Raw genomic sequence first — 25,997 nt, forward strand, 5'->3', positions numbered from 1 at the left:
ATGCGTATAGTTTTTTTTGGTACACCCAAGTTTGCTGTCACAACTTTAGAAAAATTGCTGACTGATTCTCCTCATGAAATAACTGCCGTTGTCACCCAACCCGACAAAAGACGAGGTAGGGGAAACAAAATGATACCCTCTCCGGTGAAAGAATTAGCTTTAAAACATAATCTACCAGTATGGCAACCCATCAGAATAAAAAAAGATAAAGAAACTTTAGAATTGTTGCATAAAAGTCACAGTGATATTTTTGTAGTTGTTGCCTACGGACAAATTTTATCCCGAAAAATCCTAAATATGCCCAAATTAGGTTGTATTAATGTTCATGGTTCAATTTTACCTGAATATCGAGGTGCCGCACCTATTCAATGGAGTATTTATGATGGCAAAACCGAAACAGGTATAACAACCATGTTAATGGATGAAGGTATGGATACAGGAGATATGTTGCTTAAAGCCTATAAACCTATTGATTTATTTATTAATGTAGAACAATTATCAGGTAAATTAGCGTCACAAGGTGCCGATTTATTATTGGAGACTTTGGAGAAACTAGAAAAACAAGAAATTCAACCTATTCCTCAAGATAATGATTTAGCCACCTATGCTCGTTTAATTGAGAAAGAAGATTACAATATTAATTGGCATAAATCGGCCTTAGAAATTCATAATCAAGTTAGGGCATTTTATCCTCACTGTATCACCAATTTTCGAGGACAAATTTTAAAAGTAATAGAAACGATACCTTTAACAGAAATAACAACCATAGATTTACCCCCACATTTAAGTAAATTACCATCATTTTTACAAGATATTGATCAATTGTCTGGAAAAATTGGAGAAATACTAAAAACAATTAAAAATTTTGGCTTTGTAGTGCAAACAAAACAAGGCTTGTTATTAATATTAGAGGTACAATTAGCAGGGAAAAAACAACAATCTGCATGGAATTTTATTAATGGTACTCATTTACAATTGGGAGAAAAACTTCTATAAAAAAGTTGAGAATGAATTGTTATTAAAAAATGTTATTATAATTACTCGATCGTCTATTTTATAATTTGAAAAAAGTAACAAAAAATATTCAATAGAAAGAGACTAAATATCCTTAATTTTATATATTTATCCGGTTTATTAATACTTTTAAAAAACCTTTTGATTAAAGTTTAAATATTTATGAATTTAGCATTAAAAATATCTCAGACAATTGATGTAATTACAGAATGGTACGGAAAAGTTATTTAGTGGTTAGTACTGGTAGTGATTGGTATTGGCGTATGGAATGTAATTGGTAGATATATTGATAAAATAATTGGTGAAAATTTAACTTCTAATATTTTAATTAAACTTCAGTAGTATTTATTCGATTTAATATTTTTTTTTGGAGCAGCTTATACTTAAAAAAAAGATAGTCATGTAAGAGTAGATATTTTCTATAAAAATTTATCTTCTAAAGGTAAGGTTTTAGCTAATATTATCGGAATAATATTATTTTTAATTCCTTTTTGTAGAGTAATTATTTATTTTTCTTGGCAATATGTTTTAAATTCATGGCAGATAATGAAAATGTCTCCTGATGATGGTGGTTTACCTCGTTATCCGATAAAAACTATGATTATTTTCAGTCCTATTTTATTAATTATTCAAGGAATTTCTGAATTGATTAAAAATCTAGCAATCTATTCTCAAAAGTTAGAATAAATATTAAAAATATTGATCATCATAATAGAAAATTAATCTTGGATTATTAATTACTGTAATTACCTATATTGTTGATTTCTTTTTCTGAGCATTATAAACTCAGGTTGTTTAATCTCTGTTATAATGTCTGTGATTTTATCAAAAACTCTGGTATAGCAGTCCGTTTCTGAGTTTTAATAAATCAAGTCGGAAATTTTACACAATAATAGTATAGATATAGCAGTCCTAAATAGGTAGTAAACCATAAATAGATATTTAATAATTCTAAAACTGTTATTAGTTCTAAATTCTAAATTTTCAACTGACTAAAAAGGTGCATTCTGCACTATATTCATTTCGATAATTTATCTAGGTTTGCTGTAATCTTATTTTTAGCATTGGAATATGATGAATTAAATTAAATTGGATTGCTATAATATATTATTTGTCATTATTCTAATCTTGATGAAATTTAATTATTAAACTCTACTTTATCACCTTTTTTTATGAATACTCCTCACTCTCCTAAATCTAATTTAACAAATAAAGATTGGTACACGATCGCGTGTAAAATAAGAACACAAAATCAAGATTTAAAGAGCAAAGTTCAAGAATTAGAAAACTTAATTCAAGAACAAAAAAACCAGATTAAAGTTCAAGTAATAAAGAATCAAGATTCTCAGAAAAATTCTGCTCAATACCAGAGTAAAATAGAACAATTAGAGACAAAAATTAATGAAAACGAAATAAGAATTGAAGAAAAAAATGATCAATATCAAAAACAAAAATCAGTAATAGAAAACTTGACTAAAGAATTAAAAAAAACCCAGCAATTAGCGGCTAGTTTAGAAAGAGATTGTTCTTTACTTCAAGATAGTTATAATGAAGCTCAATATCAGTTAAAACAAAAAGAAAAAGAAAATAAAGAGTTATATACTAGATTGCAAAGACAACAGCGATATAATGCTCAATATAAAACTGCGTTGGATCAATATTTAACTAACTCTTCTACTCCTCCAGATGTTAATAGTTTAAGAATAAAATCTTGGTCAGAAAACAATTCAATTTCAAAAAATGACAATATTAATAGTAATTTAGAAAACAATAATTCTACCCCTGAAAATATACCTTTGTTAGAAAAAATTGATATGGAAATTGCTCAAATTGATCGTAATTTAGAAGATAACTCTAACAATATATTGTCAGAATCAATTGATGAACCTTTAAAATCTCAAAATAACTCTAATAATCCTATTTTACCGCCACTAAATCAGGGAAATATGTCTTCCAATCAAGAAATAAAAAATTCACAAAATAAACAAAAAAAATCTAAAGATAAATTATTTTTAAAACTTCCTAAGTTTGGTAAATAAAATTTTAATCGCCTGTTTATCGAGTCTAAATTATAATTGTGGGAAAACTTTGTTCTATTAGTAATTGTCAATGATTTGTCAACTTCTAAATAATACCTAATCATTCTAAAAAGTATGGTTTTTCCCAAATAATTAATTTTGATTTTGTCAAAATCTCACAACTAATAAAGGATTACTATAGTAATTTTGTTTCTCAAAAAAAATTGAACAAAAGGGAATTTATCAGGTAGAATCAAAACGAAAATGTAACATTATATTAAAAAATTTAGATTAGGAGGATTAAGATTATAAATACTTCAACTCAGGATTCGATCGAAAATGAAATTTCTATTAATTCTATTTCTGAACCTGCTTTAGAAATTATTGGTAGAAATCCTCTCAAGGGTGAGGTAAAAATAAGTGGGGCGAAAAATTCTGCTTTGGCAATTATGGCGGGTACCCTTCTCTGTGCTGATGATTGTCGTTTGAATAATGTACCCTGTCTTGCTGATATTAATACTATGGGGTTAGTTTTGGCTTCTTTAGGGGTTAAAATACACAAAAATGGTAGTACATGGGAATTTAATAGTAAGGATTTAAAAGCAGTTAAAGCACCCTATGATTTAGTTTCTCAACTTCGAGCTAGTTTCTTTGTCATTGGGCCTATTTTAACCCGTTTAGGATTCGCTCAAGTACCTTTACCCGGTGGATGTGCGATCGGCTCTCGCCCTGTGGATCTCCATGTGCGTGGACTACAGGCGATGGGTGCTACAGTAATTATTGAGCATGGAGTCGTTAATGCTTCCGTCAATAAACGTTTGAAAGGGGCAAAAATCTTCCTTGACTATCCCAGTGTAGGTGCCACAGAAACAATTATGATGGCGGCAACCCTAGCCCAAGGGCAAACTATTATCGAAAATGCAGCCAGAGAGCCTGAAATCGTTGATTTGGCGAATTTCTGTAATAGCATGGGAGCTAAAATTACTGGTGCTGGTACAGATTCCATCGTGATTGAAGGAGTCAATCGATTACATACCACTGACTATGATATTATACCCGATCGTATTGAAGCGGGAACTTTTTTAGTAGCAGGGGCGATTACTAAATCAGAAATTCTGGTTACTTCCCTCAATTATGACCATTTAACGCCTATTATTGCCAAATTAGCAGAAATTGGTTGTCAAGTCGTAAGAGAAGATGAAATCACCTTGCGCACCATTCCGGGAGAGTTAAAAGCCAGTGACATTGAAACTTTACCTCATCCCGGTTTTCCTACAGATATGCAAGCACAATTTATGGCTTTATTAACCATTAGTGAGGGCAATAGTTTAGTTACCGAGACAGTCTTTGAAAACCGTTTGCGTCATGTTGCTGAGTTAAAGCGGATGGGTGCAAATATCAAAGTCAAAGGCAATTCCGCTCTTGTTTCTGGTGTCCCAATACTATCCGGTGCACCCGTAATGGCAACGGATTTAAGAGCTTCTGCCGCTCTTGTGTTAGCTGGTTTAGCCGCCGATGGTAAAACTATTGTACAAGGGTTACAGCATCTCGATCGAGGCTATGAAAACTTGGAGCAAAAATTCCAAAAATTAGGAGCAAAAATTAAACGAATTTACCACTCTAATAAATAACCTGAGTTCGAGAAAAATCTTTGATGTCGATAGGTTTTAGGCTTTAGGTGTGATAGTTTTAGGTTCATTTTGCCAAATGTTATTTAATTATTTAATTAAATTAATCTATGTAAAATCAATTGTTAATAGTTTTCATCAATTATTTACCTAATACCTAACAACTAATACCTAATACCTTCCTCTTAGTAGTGGAATAGGTTAAGGATGGATGTTAAATAACATAAAATTAATGCCTCACTCCATTCTACTGTCGCGCCATAAGTATCTCCCGTGTGTCCTCCTAATTGTTGATAAAACCACCATCCTATTAATAATGGTATAAATCCACCAATTAACATCCTTAAAAGAATAACCTCGATCGAATTATTAAACCAGAAATATTGAATTAATACTAAAGGAATAATAAATAATGAACTAAATATTGTATCAAAAGGTAAATTTAAACTTTCTTTTAAAAATGCCCCTTTTCCTTCCTTTTTTAAATAAGGATACAACACGATCGAGATAAATTGTCCCCAACGAGCCCAAGAAGCTGAAAAAATAAGATAAAACCAAGAATTTTCCCTAATTTCCGTGAGGGTAGCGACTTTTATTAAAATAACCACAATTCCTGCCATCACACCATAAGCACCAGTATTACTATCACTCATCACCCTTAAGCGTTTTTGGGGATTTTGTACCGCTAAACCATCAGCAGTATCCATTACTCCGTCTAAATGTAATCCCCCCGTTAAATATATCCATAAGCTCACCATTAAAATACCTTGAAGGAAAGGAGAAAAGCCCAAAACATCGAAAATATAAGCTATAAAACCTAATAATCCTCCCACCAGAAAACCAACGAAGGGCAACCACACTGCAATTTTACTAAAATTTATAGGGATGAAAGTAGGTAAAGGAATAATGGTATAAAAAAGTATTGCCCCAAAAAAAGAAGGGATCAATTTTTTCATAATTAATTAAATATCAAAATAGATCTAAACAAAAACGAAATTTTACGTTAAAATTGTGTCGTAGCGAACAATAAAAATTATTTATTCAATTCCAAATTTGCTATTAATATAAGAGTAGATTACGACTTTTTTGTCAAATAATCTCAATGAATATTAATCTTGACATCACAATTTTGTTGTTGAAGATTGACTTAATCATCAAAATATGAGATTTTTGTGTAGCTATTGACTTTCTTAGAAGTTAACTACAATCAGTTTGTCAGTGAAACAATCCGTTAACACTAATTATTTTCTCCAATATGAGAATTTAATTAGCTTATATTGTTAATTTTTAATTAAAATAGCCAACTGTGCTTTTAAATTCAAGCTATCAGTACTATCCTAGTGATATTAGTTCGTCCTTAGTGTCAAACTTTTAATTTCCAGTAAAACATATAAAACATATTAGTAAGTAAGAGCGAAAAAAAGGGTTAATACTATGAATCATCAACCAAATTATTGTCCAATACCAGCACCTTGCATTATTGAGTCAGGCATTTTAGTAAATAAAGAAGACATCAAACGTTTAATTAATGATTTAACTCAAGTGCGTTATATACACATCATTGATGGAGTGGTGCAAAATAATGGCACTGGTTGGATTTTAGAAGTATTTAATGATCCCAGTCAAGCCACTGTAGTAGTAAATAATAGCCTTTACATTAATATTCAAAGTTTTGATTATTTGAAATTAACTCAAGTATCGCCTCAAGAAACTCATTTTGATTTAATACAAGATAATCGTCAATTAAGATTAATTCCCCTCACAACCTCAAATCAGGATGTACAAACTACGAAAAGTATTGGTTTTGATTGTTTAGAAGATATGTTAGAAGAAGTTTTGTCAGCAAAGTGGGATGTACAGTTGGATGAAGACTTTTAAATAATGCCAGAATGAGGAATTAAGAATAAGTATTACGATATTAGAAATTAAAATTAAAAAAAGTAAATTTTATTTCTCTGATTGCTGATCTTATGACTCATAATAACGGTAAAATTTCCTAGATTATTTATTATCAACCCTTAAAAATTGTTCATTATTATCTATTCGTTATTAACTATTTAGGTGACTTTTTCTTATTCTTTAATCGCATCTTGTTCTCATACTAAAGCAAGAGCGGGGGTTTTTTCTACTCCTCATGGAGATGTGGAAACCCCTAAATTTATGCCTGTCGGTACGGTTGGTACTGTTAAAGGTATCACTCCTTCTCAATTAAAAGACGTTAATGCTCAAATGATTTTGGGTAATACTTATCATTTACATATTCAACCAGGAGAGGAGATTATTGCTAAGGCGGGGGGATTGCATAGTTTTGTCGGTTGGGATAAGCCTATGTTGACTGATTCTGGAGGGTTTCAGGTTTTTAGTTTGGCTAAGTTACGACAAATTACAGATGATGGTGTTAAATTTCGATCGCCTAGAGATGGCAGAATTATCAACATGACACCAGAAAACTCTATCCGTATTCAAAATGCCTTGGGTGCTGATGTTATTATGGCTTTTGATGAATGCCCTCCAGCTACGGCGACAAAAGAAGAAGTTGTCATTGCTGTGGAAAGGACTTATAAATGGTTGCAAAGGTGCATTAATGCCCATGGAAACACTGATAAACAAGCCTTGTTTGGGATTGTACAAGGAGGAATTTATGCAGATTTAAGGACTCAATCAGCTTTGGATTTAGTGGGTTTAGATTTGCCGGGCTATGCCATTGGGGGAGTGAGTGTCGGAGAAAAACCTGAGTTAATTCATCAGATTATACAATGGACAACTCCTCTTTTACCTGTGAATAAACCTCGTTATCTTATGGGTGTTGGCAGTTATAAAGAAATGGTAATTGCGATCGCATCTGGTATTGATTTATTTGATTGTGTAATACCGACTCGTTTAGGCAGACATGGGGCGGCATTAGTACAAGGTGAAAGAATAAACTTAAGAAATGCCCAATATAAGGAAGATTTTACTCCCCTTGATCCTCAATGTAGTTGTTATACCTGTAAAAATTTTACCCGTGCTTATCTTAACCATTTAATTCGATCGGGGGAAATGTTAGGCTATATTTTATTATCTTTACATAATTTGCATGAGTTAATTGAGTTTACCAATAAAATTCGTCAAGCTATTATTAACGATCGTTTTATTCTTGAATTTGGTCATTGGTTAGAGTTATAACTAACTTTAGTTCGATCGAAAAATAAATGATAAATACAAGACAGATAGACAAGTGGACAAATGGATATGATCAGAGTCTTTGTTTATGGCACATTAAAACCCGGAGGAAAATACTATAAAATTTATTGTCAGGGAAAAACCCTGAGGGAAATCGAATGTTGGACAAAAGGAAAATTATTTGCTTTATCTGTTGGCTATCCAGCTATGGTGAAGGGAGAAGATCAAGTTTTTGGGTATTTACTCTCTTTTGCTTCTTTTAAAGATGTAGAAAATTTGGACAAATTAGAGGGTTATTCTGGTATTCCTTATTCTCCTTCAAATGAATACGATCGAGTAAAAATAATGGTCTATGATGAGGCTAATCAGCCCATAGAGGATGCTTGGGCATATTTTATGACAGAACAAAAGGTAAAAACTTTAAACGGAGTTTATTTGCCTTCTGGACAATGGAATGGATAGTGAAGAATGAATTGAGTCGCTTTAGCCTACTTTTGCTATTAGCGTTGAAATTTATTTCAAGGTGGGTTTTGATACTAACATATAATATTTAACACCTAATATCTAATACCTTTTTTATGACTCAGGTTTCCTTAATCAAAGCTCAATCCTACGATTTAAAAGAGTTACGCATATCTTTAGAAAATTTACTCGCACCATTTGGTGGTATATCTGCTTTTGTAAAAAAAGACGATCGAGTTTTACTTAAACCCAATTTGTTAACTGCTTCTCGCCCGACTAAAGAATGTACTACTCGCAAAGAAATTATTTATTGTGTAGCTCAAATGGTACAAGAAGTCGGCGGTAAACCATTCTTAGGAGATAGTCCAGCTTTTGGAAGTGCGAAAGGAGTAGCGAAAGCAAATGGTTATTTACCTCTGTGTGAAGCCATAAATTTGCCAATTATCGAGTTTAATGGACAAAAATATTCCATTGATAACGATAACTTTCAAAATCTACGATTGTCAAAAGAAGCCATGGAAGCAGATGTCATTATCAACTTACCCAAAATAAAATCTCATATGCAGTTAACTATGACAATGGGAGTTAAAAACCTATTCGGTTGTGTGCCGGGAAAAATGAAGGCATGGTGGCATATGGAAACAGGAAAAGATGCCAGTCGTTTTGGTGAAATGTTAGTGGAAACGGCTAAAGCTATTCAACCTGATTTGACTATTATTGATGGTATTATTGGTCATGAAGGTAATGGACCTAGTGGTGGAGAGCCTAGAGAATTAGGAATATTGGGTGCTTCTAGCAATGTTTTTGCTCTTGATGTCTCGATCGCCGATATACTAAATGTATCTTCAGAAATAGTGCCAACTTTAGTAGCTCAAAAAAAATTAGGTTTAGTAAGCGATATAAAAGACATCGAATTTCTTTTATTAAAACCTCAAGATTTAACAGTATCAAATTGGAAATTACCAGAAACATTAATGCCGATCGATTTTGGTTTACCTAGAGTATTAAAATCAACTTTTAAACATCTTTATATTAAGTTTATCAAAGAAACGATTAATACTTAATATTTGATAAATTCCCGTGAATAGTTTATAGTAAAGAGATAAATTTTTCATTTTTAATTGACTAAATGAATTTAATATTAGTTGTCTTAGAAAACTTCTTAAGAATGTTCGGTTTATTTTGGATTGTTGGAGGAATTTTTACGTTAAAAGCCGCCAGAGAATCTGAATTTATGGATACTTGTCTTGAACAATTAGAACAAAAAAAAGTCGATCGTCTAGTTAGTAATTTTATGTTTATAGGAGGTTTTTTAACTTTACTAAGTGGTATCGGTTTATTGATTAATAGTGATACTGTAATTATCATTTTGTTAATTTTATCTATTAGTCAATTTATTTATTTCGACATCAAAAAAAAGAAATTTAATCAAGCAAAATCTGAAGAAGAAAGAGAAGAATATTCGATCAAATCAAGTACTTATAATGCGTTTATTACTACTATCTATATAACTATTATTGTGGCTATCAAAATTCTTATTAAGAATATATGGCAAATCCCAGACTGATGACTTACATTTATAACCTTCTAAATCCATGAGAATTGGGAGACTTAAATTTAATAAATAATTAAAATAAATCAATTTATTATGATTTTGAATCAATTATTATTACGTTTCCCCTATTCCTCCTTTCCTATTACCTCTTTTTACTGAGAATTTATGATGGAGGTGCAAGATAAAAATCAAAATGAATAATATATTAAACTTTGATAGGTATTTAACTTTATCTACCATAATTAAAGATGAATTATTAACTATCTATAACTTAGATAACATTAATTTTTCTATTGACTTTAGTAAAAATAGTGAAAATTTCATCTATAAAAGTTGTCTATGTTTTTTGTTAGCAAAAATTGAACAAAAATCTCCTTTATTCATAGCTCAAGAAATAGCAAATAATTTTAATCGATCGAATCTAAAAAAATATTTTCAAATAAGAATATCTGACAATGGTTGGCTAGAATTTGTCATACTCGATCGACTATTAAATCAATGGTTAAATCAAATAAAAAATATTAAATTTCCTCTGCAAGAAATAAAAAAAAAGAGGATGATCAAATAAATTTTATTTATTATTATACCCATGCTAGATGTTGTTCAATTCTAAAATCTGCTCATCAACAAAACATAATCACTCTTAATAATTTAAACTTTGAATATAATCAGTGGCACATAGAAAAACCTGAAATAATTCCTTATGATATGTTGAATTTCTCTAAAAGTTATGAAGAAAAATTGGTCAAAGAATTGATAATCATAACTGAAAAAGTAGAGAAAAATAAATTTAACAATATTTCCTGCTTAAATAATCTAAATAAAACTATATCAGATATGGAGTCTTATTGTAGAATTTGGGGAGAAACTTTGAAAAATAATCTTATGTTATCCCAAGCAAGATTAGGACTAATCGCTCTAAGTTTACACTATTATCAAAATATTTTTTATACTTTATTCGATCGACAATTACCCCAGGAAATTACTTAATTTAAAAGTACAATATCAAAAAAATGAGAAATTTATATATTAAAGAAATTTTTTTATTTAGATTGCACTTAGTTTTGAGATTAACTCGATGGAGATAAGTTAATAACTATTTTTTATCCTTAATACCTAAATTTTTAATACTTTGTCTTAAATCTTCCCATAAATTCTTGATTTGTTTATAAGCATCTTGAGGTGGAATTTTACCATTAGTTTCTAAATTACAAATATAACTAACTTTTTGTGCAAACTCCTGTAAATTAGCGTTAAACATTAAATTTTCAGGGGTAAACTCTCCTCTATAGGAAGTGTGAGGAAAAATAAAATTTTCTTTATCCTGTTTATTTTGATCGACCATAATAAGTATTCTATTACTCCATAAAAATTACGATATTTTAGTATAACAAAGACTTTGAACAATCAACAATCAATAAAGGTTTTTAGTATTTCATGATTTTACAATAATTATAATTTTATTTTCTGGTTTTATTTTCATTCGATCGAATAAATTTATCATGACAATTTTTGTTTTTCTTTTTGTATAACCCCAAGATTGTAACAAAACGTTATATTCTAAGGAAAAGAGCAATTATAATCATAACAAATCAAAAGTAATGCGTGTAATTTTAATGACAGGAAAGGGAGGCGTAGGAAAAACATCCGTTGCCGCTGCCACAGGACTTAAATGTGCTGAATTAGGATATAAGACTCTCGTACTAAGTACAGATCCAGCCCACTCTCTTGCAGACAGTTTCGATATGGAATTAGGACACGAACCTCAACCTGTTGTTAATAACCTTTGGGGTGCGGAATTAGACGCACTTATGGAGTTAGAAGGTAATTGGGGAGCAGTAAAACGTTATATCACGGAGGTGTTACAAGCTAGGGGATTAGACGGAGTACAAGCGGAAGAATTAGCCATTTTACCCGGCATGGACGAGATTTTTGGTTTAGTACGCATGAAAAGACATTATGATGAGGGAGATTTCGATGTTTTAATCATTGACTCTGCACCAACAGGTACAGCCTTAAGATTATTAAGTCTTCCAGAAGTTAGCGGTTGGTATATGAGAAGATTTTATAAACCTTTTCAAACTATGTCTGCGGCTTTACGCCCTTTATTTGAACCTATTTTCAAACCGATCGCAGGTTTTTCTCTTCCTACCAATGAAGTAATGGATGCACCCTATGAATTTTATCAGCAGATAGAAGCCTTAGAAAAAGTTTTAACAGATAATACTCAAACTTCTGTTAGATTGGTAACAAATCCCGAAAAAATGGTAATCAAGGAATCTTTACGCGCCCATGCTTATCTCAGTTTATACAATGTTTCCACCGATTTAATCATCGCTAATCGTATTATCCCCGATGAAGTAGAAGATCCTTTTTTCAAAAAATGGAAAGAAAATCAATCGATTTATAAGCAGGAAATCCATGATAATTTTCACCCATTACCCGTTAAAGAAGTTCCCTTATTTTCTGAAGAAATGTGTGGATTAAAAGCGTTAGAAAGATTAAAAGATATACTATATCAAGATGAAGATCCCAGCAAAGTATATTATGCAGAAAACACCATTCGAGTAGTTCAAGAAGATAATAATTACAGTCTCGAATTATATTTACCCGGCATACCAAAACAACAAATTAAATTAAATAAAACAGGAGATGAATTAAACATAAGAATAGGAAATCATCGCAGAAATTTAGTTCTTCCTCAAGCCTTGGCCGCATTAACTCCTTCCGGTGCAAAAATGGAAGAAGATTATCTCAAAATTAAATTTTCTAAAGGATAATTAAATATACTTCACCCCTTGCTCCTCTCTTATGAGGAGAGGGTAGCCTCAAAAGCAAATTGTCTTCAAATTTCTACCGCTTTGAATAGTGCGATTAAACAAGTAAAAATATTAAAAATTTATTTGTTATTAAGCAAATAATCCATGATAATTCAGTGATAAAATGAAATAAATTTAGATAATCTAATTATCAACAATGAGTTAAAATAAATATAGCAATTTCTACTATTATGAGGTACGATCAAATCCTTTAATAAGGGAAACTTTAATTTTATTTTTGTACCCCGTAACCATAAGAAACGCTATAAAAAATAACTTAGAAGAAAAAATAATGGATCAAGTAACTTTACTACAAAATATTTTTACGGGAATCTTGCAAATTTCTAAGGAATTAAATTTAGGTGATTTCTGAAAAAGGATCTACCCAAAAAATCAAAATTTTGCGATAATCATAGTTGTACAATAAAGATATAGCATTTATCAGAATGATGAGGTACAGTAACAGCAATGGGTGAACCAATTGTGCATATCTAACTGTGTTACTTGCTCCATGGCTTTTCCAATCGCCTCTACTAGATCATGATAATTTCTCGGTTTTAGTTTTCTGATCTGATTTTTGACTTTCGACCAAAAATTTTCAATGGGTGAAAAATCTGGGGAATAGGGTGATAAATACACCAATGATGCCCCCACTTTCTCTATTTCCTTTCTAATTGTTTCTCCTAAATGAATTTTTGCATTATCCATAACTACACAAGCTCCCACCCATAATTTGGGCACTAAATCTCTGATCACAAAAGCCTCAAAAGTTAATCCATCTACAGAACCATAAATATTTCTTGATGCTACTACTTCCTTTAAGGATATTGCCGTCACTATAGAAACATTACCCCCTCTTTTCTGGGGTTTTTCTCCTCTGACTCTGTACCCTTTTTTTGCCCTACCATAAAGGCGAAGCATTGCTAAATTACTTCCCGATTCGTCCACAAAAATTAAGTCCTCTTCATTAATTTCTCTCACTTTATCCCAATAAGCTAAGACGCATTTAACTTACATTGATTAATTCACCCTTATTCTTAAATTTTTTACTCCAATTAATTACTAAACCTCCTTCATTTAATAAGTAATTTACTGTTTTTTCTAGCTGTTCTTTATTTTCAAAGTTTCTATAAGCTATATATTCCTTTGCCGAATGCCACACTAATTCTATTAAGTTATAATCTGGACTATATACCGGTAAATATTCTAGTCTTATATTCGGTAGATTTTTTTCTATTTTTTCTACTATTTCCTTTTTTTTATGGAAACTTGCGTTGTCTAATATTATGATTATTTTCGGACCACATTCTTTAAAATCTTTTTCATCATTTCCCTTACTTACCCATTCATTTTTTATTTCTTCCCATAACTTTTTTAATTGTTCACAAAACGTTTCTGAATCACCTTTTTTTATTACAAAACATCTTCTTTTTTTATCCGAATATCTTATTCCTCCCATGATATTTACTCTTCCTCTTCTTCTTTCTCCCTTCACCTTTTTTCTTTTTCCTTTTTTCGTCCATGTTTTTCTTCTTATCACCCTTAAACTAAAACCACATTCATGAGGGGCTGTGTGGCGAATTTAGTTCGCCACTTTAAACGCCCCATCCCAAAACCATACTTGAACTAACTCAGGATTCTCTTTACCTATTTCTATGTAATGTTCTAATTTTTCTTTAAATGCTTTTCTTTGTTCTTGATTTTGTTTGTCTTCTAAACTATATTTTCCCCAAATATAACTATACTTTTTTCTTTTTAATATCCTCACTACTTGTGATTTGCTTAATTTAATTCCTGTTTCTTTTTCCAAATGTTCTGATAATCTTTGCCCCGTCCATCGACCAAAATCATATCCAAAATCTTCAGGATTTTTATCAACTACTTCTAATAATCTTTCAATATATTTATCCGTTGCTTTTGTTTGGTTTCCTTTTCTTCTTTTATCTTGCAATGAATCTACATTATTAGGATTACCATGAACTGCCCAGTAAGCCACCGTTTTGGGGGAACAACCCAAAAAAACTGCTATTTCTTGATAATTTTTACCATCATTCTCTAATAAAAATATTAAAATTCTTTCCCTGACTTCCGATCTCTTTTCTATTTTTAAAGCATCTTGTAGATACTTTCTTTCTTCCTTCCTCTGACAAAAAATTTTTAGAAGGCATAAATCACACCTAAGTTTTATCTTTTCTGACTTAAATTATATACCAAATCAATGCGTCTTAGCTTACTGCTTGATTATCTTTTGTACAAAACTTTTTGCCACACCAAAATTCTTAGCTAATTGACGAATGGAGCATTGTTGCTTTTCACGAGCATGAATAATCTTTTGTCTTAAATCCAAAGAGTAGGGACGCATTAGATTAATGTTATAGTCATTAAAAATAAGAATGAAACAGTTTAATAATATTAAAAATTTTCAAAAATCTTGATTGGTGCACAATGGCCACCTTACATAATTTCTCTAACTGTCTCAGTGTTATTTTAACTAACTATAATATCGTCTAAATTTTTTCATCTCAAAATTGTACCTCATCATTGTAACAAACGCTATAATTGGCGTTACGTTTAATGGATCAAGCTATTGAATTAACACAATCTCAGATTGAAGATATACGAATGGCTGCAAGTAAAATGTATGGTGCTTTTCGCCGCTGATTTCAAGCACAAATGTGTTTGAAATATTGTCATGGAAGTGCCAGAAAAGCAGAAAGAATTTGGGGATGGGGGCGAGATAATGTTCAACTTGGTTTGGAAGAAGAACGTACTGGTATTATTTGTTTGGGTACACAATCAATGTCGAGTGGAAGAAAAAAATGGGAACAAAAATATCCAGAAGTGGCAAATGTACTCAAAGAGATAGCTGAAGCTCATTGTCAACAAGAACCGAGTTTCAAAACATCCATCGCTTATACTAGATTAACAGCATCATCCGCCATGGCTGAGCTAAAAAAGAGAGGATTTACTCAGGAAGAAATTCTCCCAGGGAGTACAATGGCAATTATCCTGAATCGAATGGGTTATCGATTAACGGTACTTAGACAAAACAATAACAACAATTAAGCTATAATTTTTACATCATATTGCTTTTAGGTCAAAATGAAAGAAATTACTTCTTCATCAATGCCCCCATGTTTCAATCGCTGGTGTGAAAAAATAGACCCAGTCTTAAAAACAAAGGCACAAAAACGAGAGTTTAGAAATTATTTGGGCGGTTTATTAGGAGATTCTCAAAGAAAAAATATAACTCAAATTGCCCATAATAATCTTGATATTACTTATCATAAATTACACCATTTCTTAACAGAGTCCACTTGGAATTATGATGAGGTAAATGATAAAAGATTAGAAATTATTGCATCCTGTCGTCAAACAAAAATTAGTCGATGTTTCTCCTTAATTATAGACGATTCAGGTCATCGTAAAAGTGGAAACTTTACTGACTGTGTGGGAAGACAATATATTGGTGAAATTGGCAAAACTGATAATGGTAATGTTATAGTCACTACTCACATTTATGATGGTGTGAGAAGTTTTCCTTTAGACGTTGAATTATATGAAAAAGCCGAAAATTTCCCTGAAGGAAAAGACGCTCCACAATTTCAGAAAAAACCAGACATTGCCTTTAATTTAATTGAAAAATGTTTAAATCGAAATTATTGTCCCCAAATAATTTTAATGGATGGTGGTTATGGAAACAATACTAATTTATTAGGCAAACTAGAAAAAAAGAATTTAAAATATATAGGAATTATTGCTAAAAATAGATTAGTAAAATTGGTAAAACAAGATTTTATCGAGTCTGAAAAAACCATAGCTGAAATAGCAAAATCATTACCCCAAGATAGTTTTGAAAAAATAAGAATAGGAAAAAATCGAGAAAAAACTCTTTGGGTAGCAACGATAAATATTGAATTATCAGCTTTGTCGGGAATAAAAACTGTAGCTATCGTCATGAATGCAGATACTTTTGAAAATTCCACAGATATTGATTATTTAATGACTAATGAAATAGGAGAAAAAGTGTGTGGAAATTGGATAGTAGAAACTTATACACAAAGAAATTGGATAGAAGTATTTTACCGTGAAATCAAGGGATGGTTAGGGTTATCACAATACCAAGTGAGAAATAAAAGAAGTTTAATGAGACATTTTATCTTGGTATTTTGTGCCTACACTTTTATTCAATGGCATCGTTTGACAGGAGGTTTAAGAAGACAATGGGGGAATAAACCGTTAAATACTTTTGCTGAGGCATTGGAAGCGTTTCGTAATGCTGTGTCTTTTCGCTTTTTTCAATGGTTAAAAGACAATGTGGAAGTATTTAGTTTATATAAAGCTAGTTTAGGGTTTATTTGGGCATAATTTTTGTCTAAGTACCGTTAAGAAAAATAGTCAAAGCAAAACCTCAAAAAAAATTCCCGAAACCAATGCCATCTTTGAAAACTTGAAAAAAAAAGATCTCAAAAACGTCTGTGGAGTAAAACGTTTAAGTATGGATTGCAAAGCAACGGTAAATATAGGTGATTATTCTCGGGGTGGGAAAACATTAGTACACGAGAAAAAGAAGAAATAAATTTAATTCAAATAAAAATAGATAATGGTTCAGAAAGCAGTGGTGTCAGAACTCAATTTTTGAAGAGAATGGTAGAATTTGCCAGTAAAATACAAAAAAAGGTTCAGTTACTATATTTTCCTCCCTATCATAGCAAATATAATCCCATTGAACGCTGTTGGGGGATACTAGAACAACATTGGAATGGAGCAATTTTAAGGGATGTAGAAACAATGTTAGCTTGGGCAAAAACCATGACATGGAAAGGATTAAGACCAATTGTTAACTTCAGTGAGAAAGTATATGAAAAAGGAATCTCTTTAACAAAAAAAGAAATGAAAAACATTGAAATGCACTTGGGACGTAATCCAGACTTACCAAAATGGGATATTCTTATCCGACCTTCTTAGCGGGTAATTTCTTTCTAAGAAATCACCTTATTGGTTAATCAGCTATTAGAGTAAATAAATCAAGAAAAATTAACAATTATTGATACAGAAGAATTAGAAGATTTAATCGACTTTAGAGATGCCATTTTGGCAGAAAATAATCGAAAAAATGAAGAAAGAATATCTTGGGAAGATGTCAAAAAAGATCTAGGTTTATAAACTTATGTCTGAGTATAAAATTGAGTTTTTAAAGACTGCAAAAAAAAGAATTAGCAAAATTACCCACTAATATTCAGCAACGAATTATTAACAAAATTAAATCTCTTAAATTCAATCCCTATCCTCCTGATGTTAAACAGCTAAAAAAAGTCAAGGAAAATTAAAGTTTTTTCTGAATAAAAATTAGTGGATTACTATGAATTAAAAAGAGAAACAATGCCAGACCATTGTACGTTTTTTTCTTTGGTACGTCTATAGGAAAAGAAATATTCTGGATTTTGATAGGTGCAGTAAGGTGCGATCGTAATTTGTTCAGGAGAAATATTTTCCTGTTGAATCTGTAAATTAATTACTTGAGTTACATTCAATTTGACTTTATTTTCCTCTGTATCAGGTAAAATCGGTTCATTGCTTAATTGATAACCTTTTTCCAGTATTAAAGAGGCTTCTAAATCTTCTGGAATAACGGTTTTAAGTACTGTTGTCGCTACTGCTTGATCGACTTGATAAACCTTACCATGAATAGCAGGGCCTAAGGCAAATAAGAGATTTTCTTTTTTACTTCCTTGAGATTTGAGTAAATTAATAACTTTTGGCACTATTTTACTGGCTGTACCTCTCCATCCTGAATGAATCGCTGTTACTTTTCCCGTACTTCGATCGGCGATAAGTACTGGTGTACAATCTGCACTGGCAGCCCATACTGACTGTAAGGGTTTTTTGGTGATAATACCATCTCCCTCAACTAAATTAGTATTATTTTTAACCGAATCAATATCGTCGGTGGAAACAACCACATCACTATGAATTTGTTTGACTCGATAACTGGAAGCGGAAGGATGAAGATATTTTACTAAAATTTCTGGGGGTTGTCCTTGAAAATGACTAGAAAAAAAACCATGTTGCCAATCCCTTAATAACTTACAGGTTAAATAACTACCTTTCTCTGTTTCTTGCCATTGCCATTGTGAAGAAAAATTATTGTTCATTATCGTTGAAAATTAATTATCTGCTATTGTTGATTTATGTCTGATTCTCGTAATAATTGACGTAATCGATCGATTTCTGACTGAGCTTGATCTGCTCGTAGTTTTTCCTGATCTGCTCGTAGTCTTTCTTGATCTGCTCGTAGTTTTTCATCTTGAGCTTTTTGTCTTAATTCTACGGTAGTTAAGAAAGGTTGCCCATCAGGATAATATACTTCTAATGTTTCCTCTGTCATTATAAAACGAATCCCCAATAAAGGACTTATCCAGTCGCTTACTTCTTCAATCATGATTAAATTTCCTTCAACTCTTTGTAACCCTGTCAATTCGTTATCATCGGGATCATAGATATAGTATTCTTGTATGCCATAACGATCGTAAAATTGCTGTTTTTTAATCATTTCCTTAAAAGTGTTCCCCGGAGACAGAATTTCAAACACCACTTGAGGAGAAATATTATCTTCCTGCCATTGACGATAAGAACCTCGATCTCCTTTTGGACGACCAAACACTACAAATACATCAGGTGCAACTCTTATGTCAGGCCTTCCCTCTACAGGATACCAAAGTAAATCACCAGCTACGAAAACTGCGGGATTTTGTGCAAATAAACATTCTAAATTTTCCTTTAATAATACGATCCAACTGAATTGTTTTGTGTTGTCTGCCATAGGTTGCCCATCACTATCAGGATAAATAATATTTCGATCGAAATCGACAGATATAGCCATGATTAAAACCTTTAAATACGGGATAATCAAAAATGTTAACACAATCAATCAAAACTCAGAGCTTACCTCAGTTTGATGCAAAATGTATGGCTAATAGCAAGGTATTAGGTGATTTCTGAAAAAGGATCTACCCAAAAAATCAAAATTTTGTGATAATCATAGCTGTACAATAAAGATAATTGGCGTTACGTTTAATGGATCAAGCTATTGAATTAACACAATCTCAGATTGAAGATATACGAATGGCTGCAAGTAAAATGTATGGTGCTTTTCGCCGCTGATTTCAAGCACAAATGTGTTTGAAATATTGTCATGGAAGTGCCAGAAAAGCAGAAAGAATTTGGGGATGGGGGCGAGATAATGTTCAACTTGGTTTGGAAGAAGAACGTACTGGTATTATTTGTTTGGGTACACAATCAATGTCGAGTGGAAGAAAAAAATGGGAACAAAAATATCCAGAAGTGGCAAATGTACTCAAAGAGATAGCTGAAGCTCATTGTCAACAAGAACCGAGTTTCAAAACATCCATCGCTTATACTAGATTAACAGCATCATCCGCCATGGCTGAGCTAAAAAAGAGAGGATTTACTCAGGAAGAAATTCTCCCAGGGAGTACAATGGCAACTATCCTGAATCGAATGGGTTATCGATTAAGAAAAATAGTCAAAGCAAAACCTCAAAAAAAATTCCCGAAACCAATGCCATCTTTGAAAACTTGAAAAAAAAGATCTCAAAAACGTCTGTGGAGTAAAACGTTTAAGTATGGATTGCAAAGCAACGGTAAATATAGGTGATTATTCTCGGGGTGGGAAAACAAGAGGGAATAATCAAGCACAAGATCATGACATGGGAGAAAAAGAAAAATATATTCCCTGTGGCATAGTAGATGAGGATAGTGGACAATTATATCTAAACTTTGGCAGTTCCCATAAGACAAGTGATTTTATAGTCGATAATATCTCGATGTGGTGGGAGAACATTAGTACACGAGAAAAAGAAGAAATAAATTTAATTCAAATAAAAATAGATAATGGTTCAGAAAGCAGTGGTGTCAGAACTCAATTTTTGAAGAGAATGGTAGAATTTGCCAGTAAAATACAAAAAAGGTTCAGTTACTATATTTTCCTCCCTATCATAGCAAATAAGTACCTAGGCAAAATTAATTGTATATTTTGAACCAAAGTTTATAAGAATATTTTCTACTCCTTTTACTAAATCTAAATAACTTTTATAACAGGAGTTCTCTAACCATTTATATTTCATAAATCTCCACAGTATTTCTATTTTGTTTAATTGTGGTGAATAGGGTGGTAGAAAGAATATTTTTAATCCTTTTTTTTCCCATTCTTCTTCTTTATTCCAGAATTTTTTATTTTGGTGAATCGAGGCATTATCCATTACTAATACTGTTTCCTTCTTTATTTTTTTACTCAAGTTATCTATACAAGCTATCACGACATCACTATTGATTGATGACTCAAATACATAGCTTTCTAACTCATTATTTTTTTTCATAAATCCTAACACATTTAATCTTTTACTTAGGCTACTTTCTCTTTCTATTTTTCTCCCTTTTTCTTGCCATCCATAAGGTAAACAAGGTACTAAACTAAATCCACTTTCATCACCATAATATATATCTATTTTTCCTTCATTTTCTGCTCTTTTTAGTTGCTCTAATTGTCTCTTTTTTTGTTGGTATAATTCAGGGCATACTTCCCCTTTTACCTTTTTCTTGAACCGATACCACCCCATGCCCTTTTTTTTTGCTAATCTTTTTATCGTATCTTTGCTTATTTTTATCTCCCACTCATTTTCTATTTTTTCTTGAACTATCTTTAAGGTTTTTGGATGAGATTTTATCCATTCTTTTACTTTTAATTCTTGTTGCTCATTTAAAGTTGATTTTCTTCCTCTTCCCTTCAAGCTATATAATCCATTTAAACCATTTTTTTCCCAATTATTAAGCCAATTATAAATTGTATTTCTACTAATATTTAATATTAACATTATTTGAGTAATTTTATAACCTTGATAACTTAACAAAATCGATTTTGCTCGATGTCTAACTTGATAGTATTTACTTTTTTGTTCAATAGTCTTTAATAACTGTTGTGTTTCTGGAGCTAATCTGGTAACAAATCGCATTTTTTATCCTTGATTTACTTATTTTTCATATTTTTAGCAGATTTTAAGCTACATTAATTATTTTTAAATATAAATAAAACTTTTGTATATTACTTTTTGATTTTATTAAATTTATTTTAATGTTATAATTATACAATTAATTCTGCCCACTTACTTATAATCCCATTGAACGCTGTTGGGGGATACTAGAACAACATTGGAATGGAGCGATTTTAAGGGATGTAGAAACCATGTTAGCTTGGGCAAAAACCATGACATGGAAAGGATTAAGACCAATTGTTAACTTCAGTGAGAAAGTATATGAAAAAGGAATCTCTTTAACAAAAAAAGAAATGAAAAACATTGAAATGCACTTGGGACGTAATCCAGACTTACCAAAATGGGATATTCTTATCCGACCTTCTTAGCGGGTAATTTCTTTCTAAGAAATCACCTTAGTTGTTAGGTATTAGGTAAATAATTGATGAAAAACTGTTAACAATTGATTTTACTTAGATTAATTTAATTAAATAATTCAATCAGATTTGGTATTTTCAGAACCTAAAGCCTAAAACCTAAAACGTACCTACATCAAGGATTTTTTCTCAAACTCAGGTGAGCTTAGATTCAGTGTGGTAAAATCCCTAATTTGTAATTTATTATCCGTTATGATATTTGAAGTGTTGAGATTTTATTTTAAAAATGTTAAAAAATTCTTGGTCTAAAATTACGATGCCAATGGCACGCTGTGCGATCGCATTGATTTCCTTCGTCAGTCAAACTGTAATTCCTTTTCCTGCTAATGCAATAACAAATTCTTATTGTCAATTTGAACAAAATGAGATTACCACAAAAGAAACCTTAAGACAAAATGCGATCGCAGGGAATCCCACAGCCCAAGAACAATACAAAAAAGTTATACAACAGCATAGAGATATGTTAATCAATTGTCGTCGTAATAATTGGTTAAAAGAACAAGCTATTTGGTTAAGAATCTATCCCTGTGACGTTCGAGATGGTTCGATCGATAAAGTACTAGACACGATCGTTAACAAAGGTTATAACACTGTCTATGTAGAAGTATTTTTTGACGGTCAAGTGCTTTTACCCAAAAACGGTAATTACACTCCTTGGCCTAGTGTCGTTGATATGGCCGGTTATGAGAATCGAGATTTATATGCAGAAACCTTACAAAAAGGACGAGAAAGAGGTTTAAAAGTATATGCTTGGTTGTTTTCTATGAATTTTGGCTATTTATACGCTCAAAGATCCGATCGACAAAACGTATTAGCCCGTAATGGTAAAGGACAAACTAGCGTCGATTTTGTCCACGACAAATCTCAAGCCTTTATTGATCCCTATAGCCCCCAAGCTAGGCAAGATTATACGCAATTATTACAAGCTGTCTTACAAAGAAGACCTGATGGCGTATTATTCGATTATATTCGTTATCCTCGTGGTAGTGGAAAAGATTCCGTAGTCGGCAAAGTCAAAGATTTATGGATTTATAGCGAAGCCTCAAAACAAACTCTTTTAAAACGAGCGCAAAATAAACAAGGTAGATGGTTATTAGAAAGATATATCAATCAAGGTATGATTAACGCCAATGATATAGCCCAAATGAAAAATCTTTATTCCGATGAAAAAACTCCTCTTTGGCAAGGAAAAAGTCCATCAGCATCTAATAACTTATCAACTCTACAATTGGATATTTGGTATTTTACCGTTGCCCATGCCGCTCAAGGAGTCATTGATTTTCTGGAATTTTCCTCAAATCAAGTTAAACAAAGGGGAATAACCACTGGTGCAGTATTTTTTCCTGATGGTAATCAAGTAGTGGGAGACATTGGTTTTGATTCTCGTTTACAACCTTGGGATAGTTTTTCTCAAAGTATGGAATGGCACGTTATGTCCTATGCTCTTTGCGGTAATCCGAACTGTATTGTGGAACAAGTAAAAAGAGTTTTACAAGCATCTTCTCAAGGTAGTAATGTAAAACCAGTCTTAGCAGGATTTTGGGGAAAAAATGAGGGACAACGTCCCTCCTTAGAATCTCAAATGGAAGGTATAAGAGCATCTGCCAGATCGGTACAATCAATTAGTCATTTTGCGTATTCTTGGTTAGAAGTAGAAAATACCCGTCAAAGACAAAGTTGTAGCAACTAATCAATAATAGGAGGCGTCTAAGTTAACTGGTAAGAGTAAGCAACAGGTAAAAGGTAACAGACAATAGTTAAGAGTTTCACAGTTTTTTATTATTAGAAAAAAATCTAAGTTAAATGCGTCTTAGTTTATCGGTGAATTTTTTTGGAACTGTTGATAAAGATGATTTAAAGATATTTATAAAAATCCCAAGTACTGATAAATTAATTATGATATTAAATATTAAAGATTTAACCAAAATTTATGATCATCAAGAAGTTTTAAAAAATTTTAACCTAGATATTAAAAAAGGAGAAATTTATAGTTTATTAGGTGCAAATGGTGCAGGAAAAACTACTACAATTAATATTATTTGCGGTCTTTTAACTTATGATTCAGGAGAAATTAAGATTAATGATGAGAAATTTAATCACAAAAGTAAATATTTATTAGGAATTGCTCCTCAAGAAAATATCCTATATTCTCAACTTAGTTGTGAAGAAAATTTAAGTTTTTTTGGCAAACTTTATGGCTTGAAAGGAACTAAATTAAAAACAGCTATTTATAAGAGTTTACAAGCAGTTAATTTACTAGAAAAAAAAGATCAAACCGTAGAAATTTTAAGCGGAGGAATGCAGAGAAGACTTAATATTGCATTAGCTTTAATACACAATCCTCAATTATTAATTTTAGATGAACCAACTACAGGTTTAGATATTGAATCTCGTTATGAAATTTGGCAGTTAATACAATCTCTAAAACAAGAAGGAATAACTATTTTATTAACGACTCATTTTCTCGATGAAGCTGAAAAATTAAGCGATCGAATTGGTATCATGAAAGAAGGAAAAATTATTGTAGAAGGCACTTTAACACAATTAAAAGAAACAATTCCAGCTAAAGAACTTATTTTTGTAACAACAGAGGAAAAAGAAAAAGCTATTGAGCAAGGGAAAAAATTAGGTTTTAGTCATCGTTTTTATCAAGGAGAATTAGCCTTTTTAAGTGATAAATCTTTAGAATTAACAGAAATTATTAGGCTTTTTGAGGGAATAAATTTAAGTGCGATTACAAAAAAAACGATCGATTTAGAGCATATTTATTTACAAGTAACAAAATAGCGGTACTTAGAACGGGTTTTAAAATATCTTCGCAATCAAAATTTATCGTAACTACCTACCGGAACTTAAACATAAATTATACCCAAATAAACCCTAAACTCTTTTTATAAGCTACAAATACGTCAATATTTTCATTCACGGTACTTAGACAAAAATTATGCCCAAATAAACCCTAAACTGGCTTTATATAAGCTAAATACTTCCACATTATCCTTCAACCATTGAAAAAAGCGAAAAGACACTGCTGTACGAAACGCCTCTAATGCCTCTGGAAAAGTATTTAAGGGTTTATTCCCCCATTGCCTCCTTAAACCTCCTGTCAAACGATGCCATTGAATAAAAGTATAAGCACAAAATACCAATATAACGGTACTTTGAAAAATTTTGGTGCAAAAATAGCTTCAAATACAGTCAGAGTAAGGGATTTAGGTAAACGCCATAAAAACGGCTGAAACTCTTGGTATAAAAGGAAAAGTTATCGATCGATGTAAAATTTTTGATTTATAACGATTTGAGACTTATAGTTTAATATTTTTAGTTTAAGTACCGTTATCAAGAAAATCAATGGGGAATTGATGTACCTTGTGTGAGACAAAAATTATCAAATCCAACTTTTGGAACTCTCAATTTATTGTTTTTTCAAAAAAGTAATAGTAATTGTTATTTGTTGATGGATTTAAGTAGTATATCATTGAGAGGAGCGGAAATATGGCGGATATGGACTGCACACAATATTATTGAACAGTTTTGGAAAATTTTAAAATCGGTGCTAAAAATTGCCGAGATGAAATTAAGGAAACAAGGAATTTATACAGGATTATTAATTAAGATAATAATGTATTTAATGTTATTATCAATACAGTTTATGGTAAATTTTCGTCGTTTATCATTAACGCAAATAATGAGAAAAATTCAATCATCAACTCGACTAACAGATGTAATCAAAGAGCATTTTCAGCACGATTTTTTGGGGATTTCAGCAATTGTATAGCTTTTCAAGGTTCTTGGAATTATCAGTTTCATTTTGACCTAAAAGCAATATGATGTAAAGATTATAGCTTAATTT

25 protein-coding genes and 6 pseudogenes are annotated in these 25,997 nt (G+C 31.4%); 22 read left to right on the forward strand and 9 right to left on the reverse strand.

The genetic code is table 11. From position 1 onward, the window contains the following. From fmt to murA, 4 genes and pseudogenes are all read left to right on the forward strand, one after another. Positions 1-996 (forward strand): methionyl-tRNA formyltransferase, encoded by a 996-nt coding sequence (gene fmt, locus GM3709_RS11775; RefSeq protein WP_066119581.1) that lies wholly within the window; start codon positions 1-3, stop codon positions 994-996. Between the two features lie 420 nt (positions 997-1,416). After that, positions 1,417-1,701: pseudogene (locus tag GM3709_RS21825) on the forward strand (TRAP transporter small permease subunit); the annotation flags it as partial. Positions 1,702-2,186: 485 nt separating this feature from the next. Then, positions 2,187-3,053 (forward strand): hypothetical protein, encoded by an 867-nt coding sequence (locus tag GM3709_RS11785; protein ID WP_066119582.1) that lies wholly within the window; start codon positions 2,187-2,189, stop codon positions 3,051-3,053. A gap of 323 nt (positions 3,054-3,376) precedes the next feature. Continuing rightward, positions 3,377-4,663, forward strand: a complete 1,287-nt coding sequence (gene murA, locus GM3709_RS11790) for a UDP-N-acetylglucosamine 1-carboxyvinyltransferase (protein ID WP_066119584.1) — start codon at positions 3,377-3,379, stop codon at positions 4,661-4,663. A gap of 182 nt (positions 4,664-4,845) precedes the next feature. On the opposite strand, the gene cobS is transcribed toward murA, so the two are convergent. Then, complete coding sequence (gene cobS / locus GM3709_RS11795) at positions 4,846-5,616, reverse strand: adenosylcobinamide-GDP ribazoletransferase (protein ID WP_066119586.1); 771 nt, start codon at positions 5,614-5,616, stop codon at positions 4,846-4,848. A gap of 478 nt (positions 5,617-6,094) precedes the next feature. Here cobS and GM3709_RS11800 point away from each other — a divergent pair, with 478 nt between their 5' ends. The 7 genes from GM3709_RS11800 (at position 6,095) to GM3709_RS11830 (ending at position 10,829) form a co-directional block, all read left to right on the forward strand. Further along, positions 6,095-6,538: a hypothetical protein gene (locus tag GM3709_RS11800; RefSeq protein ID WP_066119587.1), complete on the forward strand. Its 444-nt coding sequence runs from the start codon at positions 6,095-6,097 to the stop codon at positions 6,536-6,538. Positions 6,539-6,721: 183 nt separating this feature from the next. Next, positions 6,722-7,825 carry a tRNA guanosine(34) transglycosylase Tgt gene (gene tgt / locus GM3709_RS11805; protein WP_066119589.1) on the forward strand — a complete coding sequence of 368 codons (1,104 nt, stop codon included), beginning with the start codon at positions 6,722-6,724 and terminating at the stop codon, positions 7,823-7,825. A 66-nt stretch (positions 7,826-7,891) separates the two neighbouring features. Next, the gene (locus tag GM3709_RS11810) at positions 7,892-8,284 is read left to right on the forward strand and encodes a gamma-glutamylcyclotransferase (RefSeq protein ID WP_066121887.1); all 393 of its coding nucleotides are present in this window, start codon (positions 7,892-7,894) and stop codon (positions 8,282-8,284) included. A gap of 116 nt (positions 8,285-8,400) precedes the next feature. Next, on the forward strand, positions 8,401-9,348 hold the full coding sequence (locus GM3709_RS11815) for a DUF362 domain-containing protein (RefSeq protein WP_066119591.1): 948 nt from the start codon (positions 8,401-8,403) through the stop codon (positions 9,346-9,348). Positions 9,349-9,413: 65 nt separating this feature from the next. Beyond that, positions 9,414-9,851 (forward strand): hypothetical protein, encoded by a 438-nt coding sequence (locus GM3709_RS11820; RefSeq protein ID WP_066119593.1) that lies wholly within the window; start codon positions 9,414-9,416, stop codon positions 9,849-9,851. Positions 9,852-10,032: 181 nt separating this feature from the next. After that, the gene (locus GM3709_RS11825) at positions 10,033-10,407 is read left to right on the forward strand and encodes a hypothetical protein (RefSeq protein WP_066119595.1); all 375 of its coding nucleotides are present in this window, start codon (positions 10,033-10,035) and stop codon (positions 10,405-10,407) included. A 140-nt stretch (positions 10,408-10,547) separates the two neighbouring features. Continuing rightward, entirely contained in the window at positions 10,548-10,829 is a 282-nt protein-coding gene (locus GM3709_RS11830) for a hypothetical protein (protein ID WP_066119597.1), read from the forward strand. A gap of 106 nt (positions 10,830-10,935) precedes the next feature. Here GM3709_RS11830 and GM3709_RS11835 read toward each other — a convergent pair whose 3' ends face one another. Then, the gene (locus GM3709_RS11835) at positions 10,936-11,184 is read right to left on the reverse strand and encodes a hypothetical protein (protein WP_066119600.1); all 249 of its coding nucleotides are present in this window, start codon (positions 11,182-11,184) and stop codon (positions 10,936-10,938) included. Between the two features lie 256 nt (positions 11,185-11,440). Here GM3709_RS11835 and GM3709_RS11840 point away from each other — a divergent pair, with 256 nt between their 5' ends. Then, complete coding sequence (locus GM3709_RS11840; protein ID WP_066119602.1) at positions 11,441-12,619, forward strand: TRC40/GET3/ArsA family transport-energizing ATPase; 1,179 nt, start codon at positions 11,441-11,443, stop codon at positions 12,617-12,619. A 480-nt stretch (positions 12,620-13,099) separates the two neighbouring features. Here GM3709_RS11840 and GM3709_RS11845 read toward each other — a convergent pair. The 3 genes and pseudogenes from GM3709_RS11845 to GM3709_RS21675 all read right to left on the reverse strand — a co-directional run. Then, positions 13,100-13,651, reverse strand: a pseudogene (locus GM3709_RS11845) (IS630 family transposase); the annotation flags it as partial. Between the two features lie 13 nt (positions 13,652-13,664). Beyond that, positions 13,665-14,826 (reverse strand): annotated as a pseudogene (locus GM3709_RS19180) (IS630 family transposase). Between the two features lie 62 nt (positions 14,827-14,888). Further along, positions 14,889-15,020 (reverse strand): hypothetical protein, encoded by a 132-nt coding sequence (locus GM3709_RS21675; protein WP_255359658.1) that lies wholly within the window; start codon positions 15,018-15,020, stop codon positions 14,889-14,891. A 311-nt stretch (positions 15,021-15,331) separates the two neighbouring features. Between GM3709_RS21675 and GM3709_RS11860 the strand changes: the two genes are divergently transcribed. From GM3709_RS11860 to GM3709_RS11870, 4 genes and pseudogenes are all read left to right on the forward strand, one after another. Continuing rightward, positions 15,332-15,724 carry a transposase gene (locus GM3709_RS11860; protein WP_066119606.1) on the forward strand — a complete coding sequence of 131 codons (393 nt, stop codon included), beginning with the start codon at positions 15,332-15,334 and terminating at the stop codon, positions 15,722-15,724. 36 nt (positions 15,725-15,760) lie between these two features. Then, positions 15,761-17,026: an IS701 family transposase gene (locus GM3709_RS11865; RefSeq protein WP_066115324.1), complete on the forward strand. Its 1,266-nt coding sequence runs from the start codon at positions 15,761-15,763 to the stop codon at positions 17,024-17,026. Positions 17,027-17,054: 28 nt separating this feature from the next. Then, positions 17,055-17,237, forward strand: a pseudogene (locus GM3709_RS21885) (hypothetical protein); the annotation flags it as partial. Beyond that, positions 17,210-17,626, forward strand: a complete 417-nt coding sequence (locus tag GM3709_RS11870) for an ISAzo13-like element transposase-related protein (protein WP_082712992.1) — start codon at positions 17,210-17,212, stop codon at positions 17,624-17,626. The pseudogene GM3709_RS21885 and the gene GM3709_RS11870, both read left to right, overlap by 28 nt. Before the next feature lie 392 nt (positions 17,627-18,018). Here GM3709_RS11870 and pgeF read toward each other — a convergent pair whose 3' ends face one another. Further along, positions 18,019-18,813, reverse strand: coding sequence for a peptidoglycan editing factor PgeF (gene pgeF / locus GM3709_RS11875; protein ID WP_066119609.1), 795 nt, complete (start codon positions 18,811-18,813; stop codon positions 18,019-18,021). A 23-nt stretch (positions 18,814-18,836) separates the two neighbouring features. Beyond that, on the reverse strand, positions 18,837-19,541 hold the full coding sequence (locus GM3709_RS11880; RefSeq protein ID WP_173645715.1) for a Uma2 family endonuclease: 705 nt from the start codon (positions 19,539-19,541) through the stop codon (positions 18,837-18,839). A 293-nt stretch (positions 19,542-19,834) separates the two neighbouring features. Between GM3709_RS11880 and GM3709_RS21680 the strand changes: the two genes are divergently transcribed. Together GM3709_RS21680 and GM3709_RS21685 are read left to right on the forward strand one after the other, a co-directional pair. After that, on the forward strand, positions 19,835-20,260 hold the full coding sequence (locus GM3709_RS21680; RefSeq protein ID WP_255359659.1) for an ISAzo13-like element transposase-related protein: 426 nt from the start codon (positions 19,835-19,837) through the stop codon (positions 20,258-20,260). A gap of 37 nt (positions 20,261-20,297) precedes the next feature. Continuing rightward, positions 20,298-20,717: pseudogene (locus GM3709_RS21685) on the forward strand (hypothetical protein); the annotation flags it as partial. Here the strand turns inward: GM3709_RS21685 and GM3709_RS11895 are convergent. Beyond that, complete coding sequence (locus tag GM3709_RS11895) at positions 20,691-21,689, reverse strand: IS630 family transposase (RefSeq protein WP_066118659.1); 999 nt, start codon at positions 21,687-21,689, stop codon at positions 20,691-20,693. The pseudogene GM3709_RS21685 and the gene GM3709_RS11895 sit on opposite strands and share 27 nt — an antisense overlap. 164 nt (positions 21,690-21,853) lie before the next feature. On the opposite strand from GM3709_RS11895, the gene GM3709_RS11900 reads away from it, so the two are divergent. From GM3709_RS11900 to GM3709_RS11910, 3 genes are all read left to right on the forward strand, one after another. Next, positions 21,854-22,096: an ISAzo13-like element transposase-related protein gene (locus GM3709_RS11900; RefSeq protein ID WP_082712993.1), complete on the forward strand. Its 243-nt coding sequence runs from the start codon at positions 21,854-21,856 to the stop codon at positions 22,094-22,096. Positions 22,097-22,370: 274 nt separating this feature from the next. Then, positions 22,371-23,834, forward strand: coding sequence for a family 10 glycosylhydrolase (locus GM3709_RS11905; protein ID WP_071828042.1), 1,464 nt, complete (start codon positions 22,371-22,373; stop codon positions 23,832-23,834). A gap of 209 nt (positions 23,835-24,043) precedes the next feature. After that, positions 24,044-24,931 carry an ABC transporter ATP-binding protein gene (locus GM3709_RS11910; protein WP_066121893.1) on the forward strand — a complete coding sequence of 296 codons (888 nt, stop codon included), beginning with the start codon at positions 24,044-24,046 and terminating at the stop codon, positions 24,929-24,931. A 155-nt stretch (positions 24,932-25,086) separates the two neighbouring features. On the opposite strand, the pseudogene GM3709_RS11915 reads toward GM3709_RS11910, so the two are convergent. After that, positions 25,087-25,296 (reverse strand): annotated as a pseudogene (locus GM3709_RS11915) (IS701 family transposase); the annotation flags it as partial. 221 nt (positions 25,297-25,517) lie between these two features. Between GM3709_RS11915 and GM3709_RS11920 the strand changes: the two are divergent. Next, positions 25,518-25,922 (forward strand): hypothetical protein, encoded by a 405-nt coding sequence (locus GM3709_RS11920; RefSeq protein ID WP_231937555.1) that lies wholly within the window; start codon positions 25,518-25,520, stop codon positions 25,920-25,922. Positions 25,923-25,997 lie beyond the last annotated feature (75 nt).

The sequence above is a fragment of the Geminocystis sp. NIES-3709 genome (assembly GCF_001548115.1).
Lineage (GTDB): Bacteria > Cyanobacteriota > Cyanobacteriia > Cyanobacteriales > Cyanobacteriaceae > Geminocystis.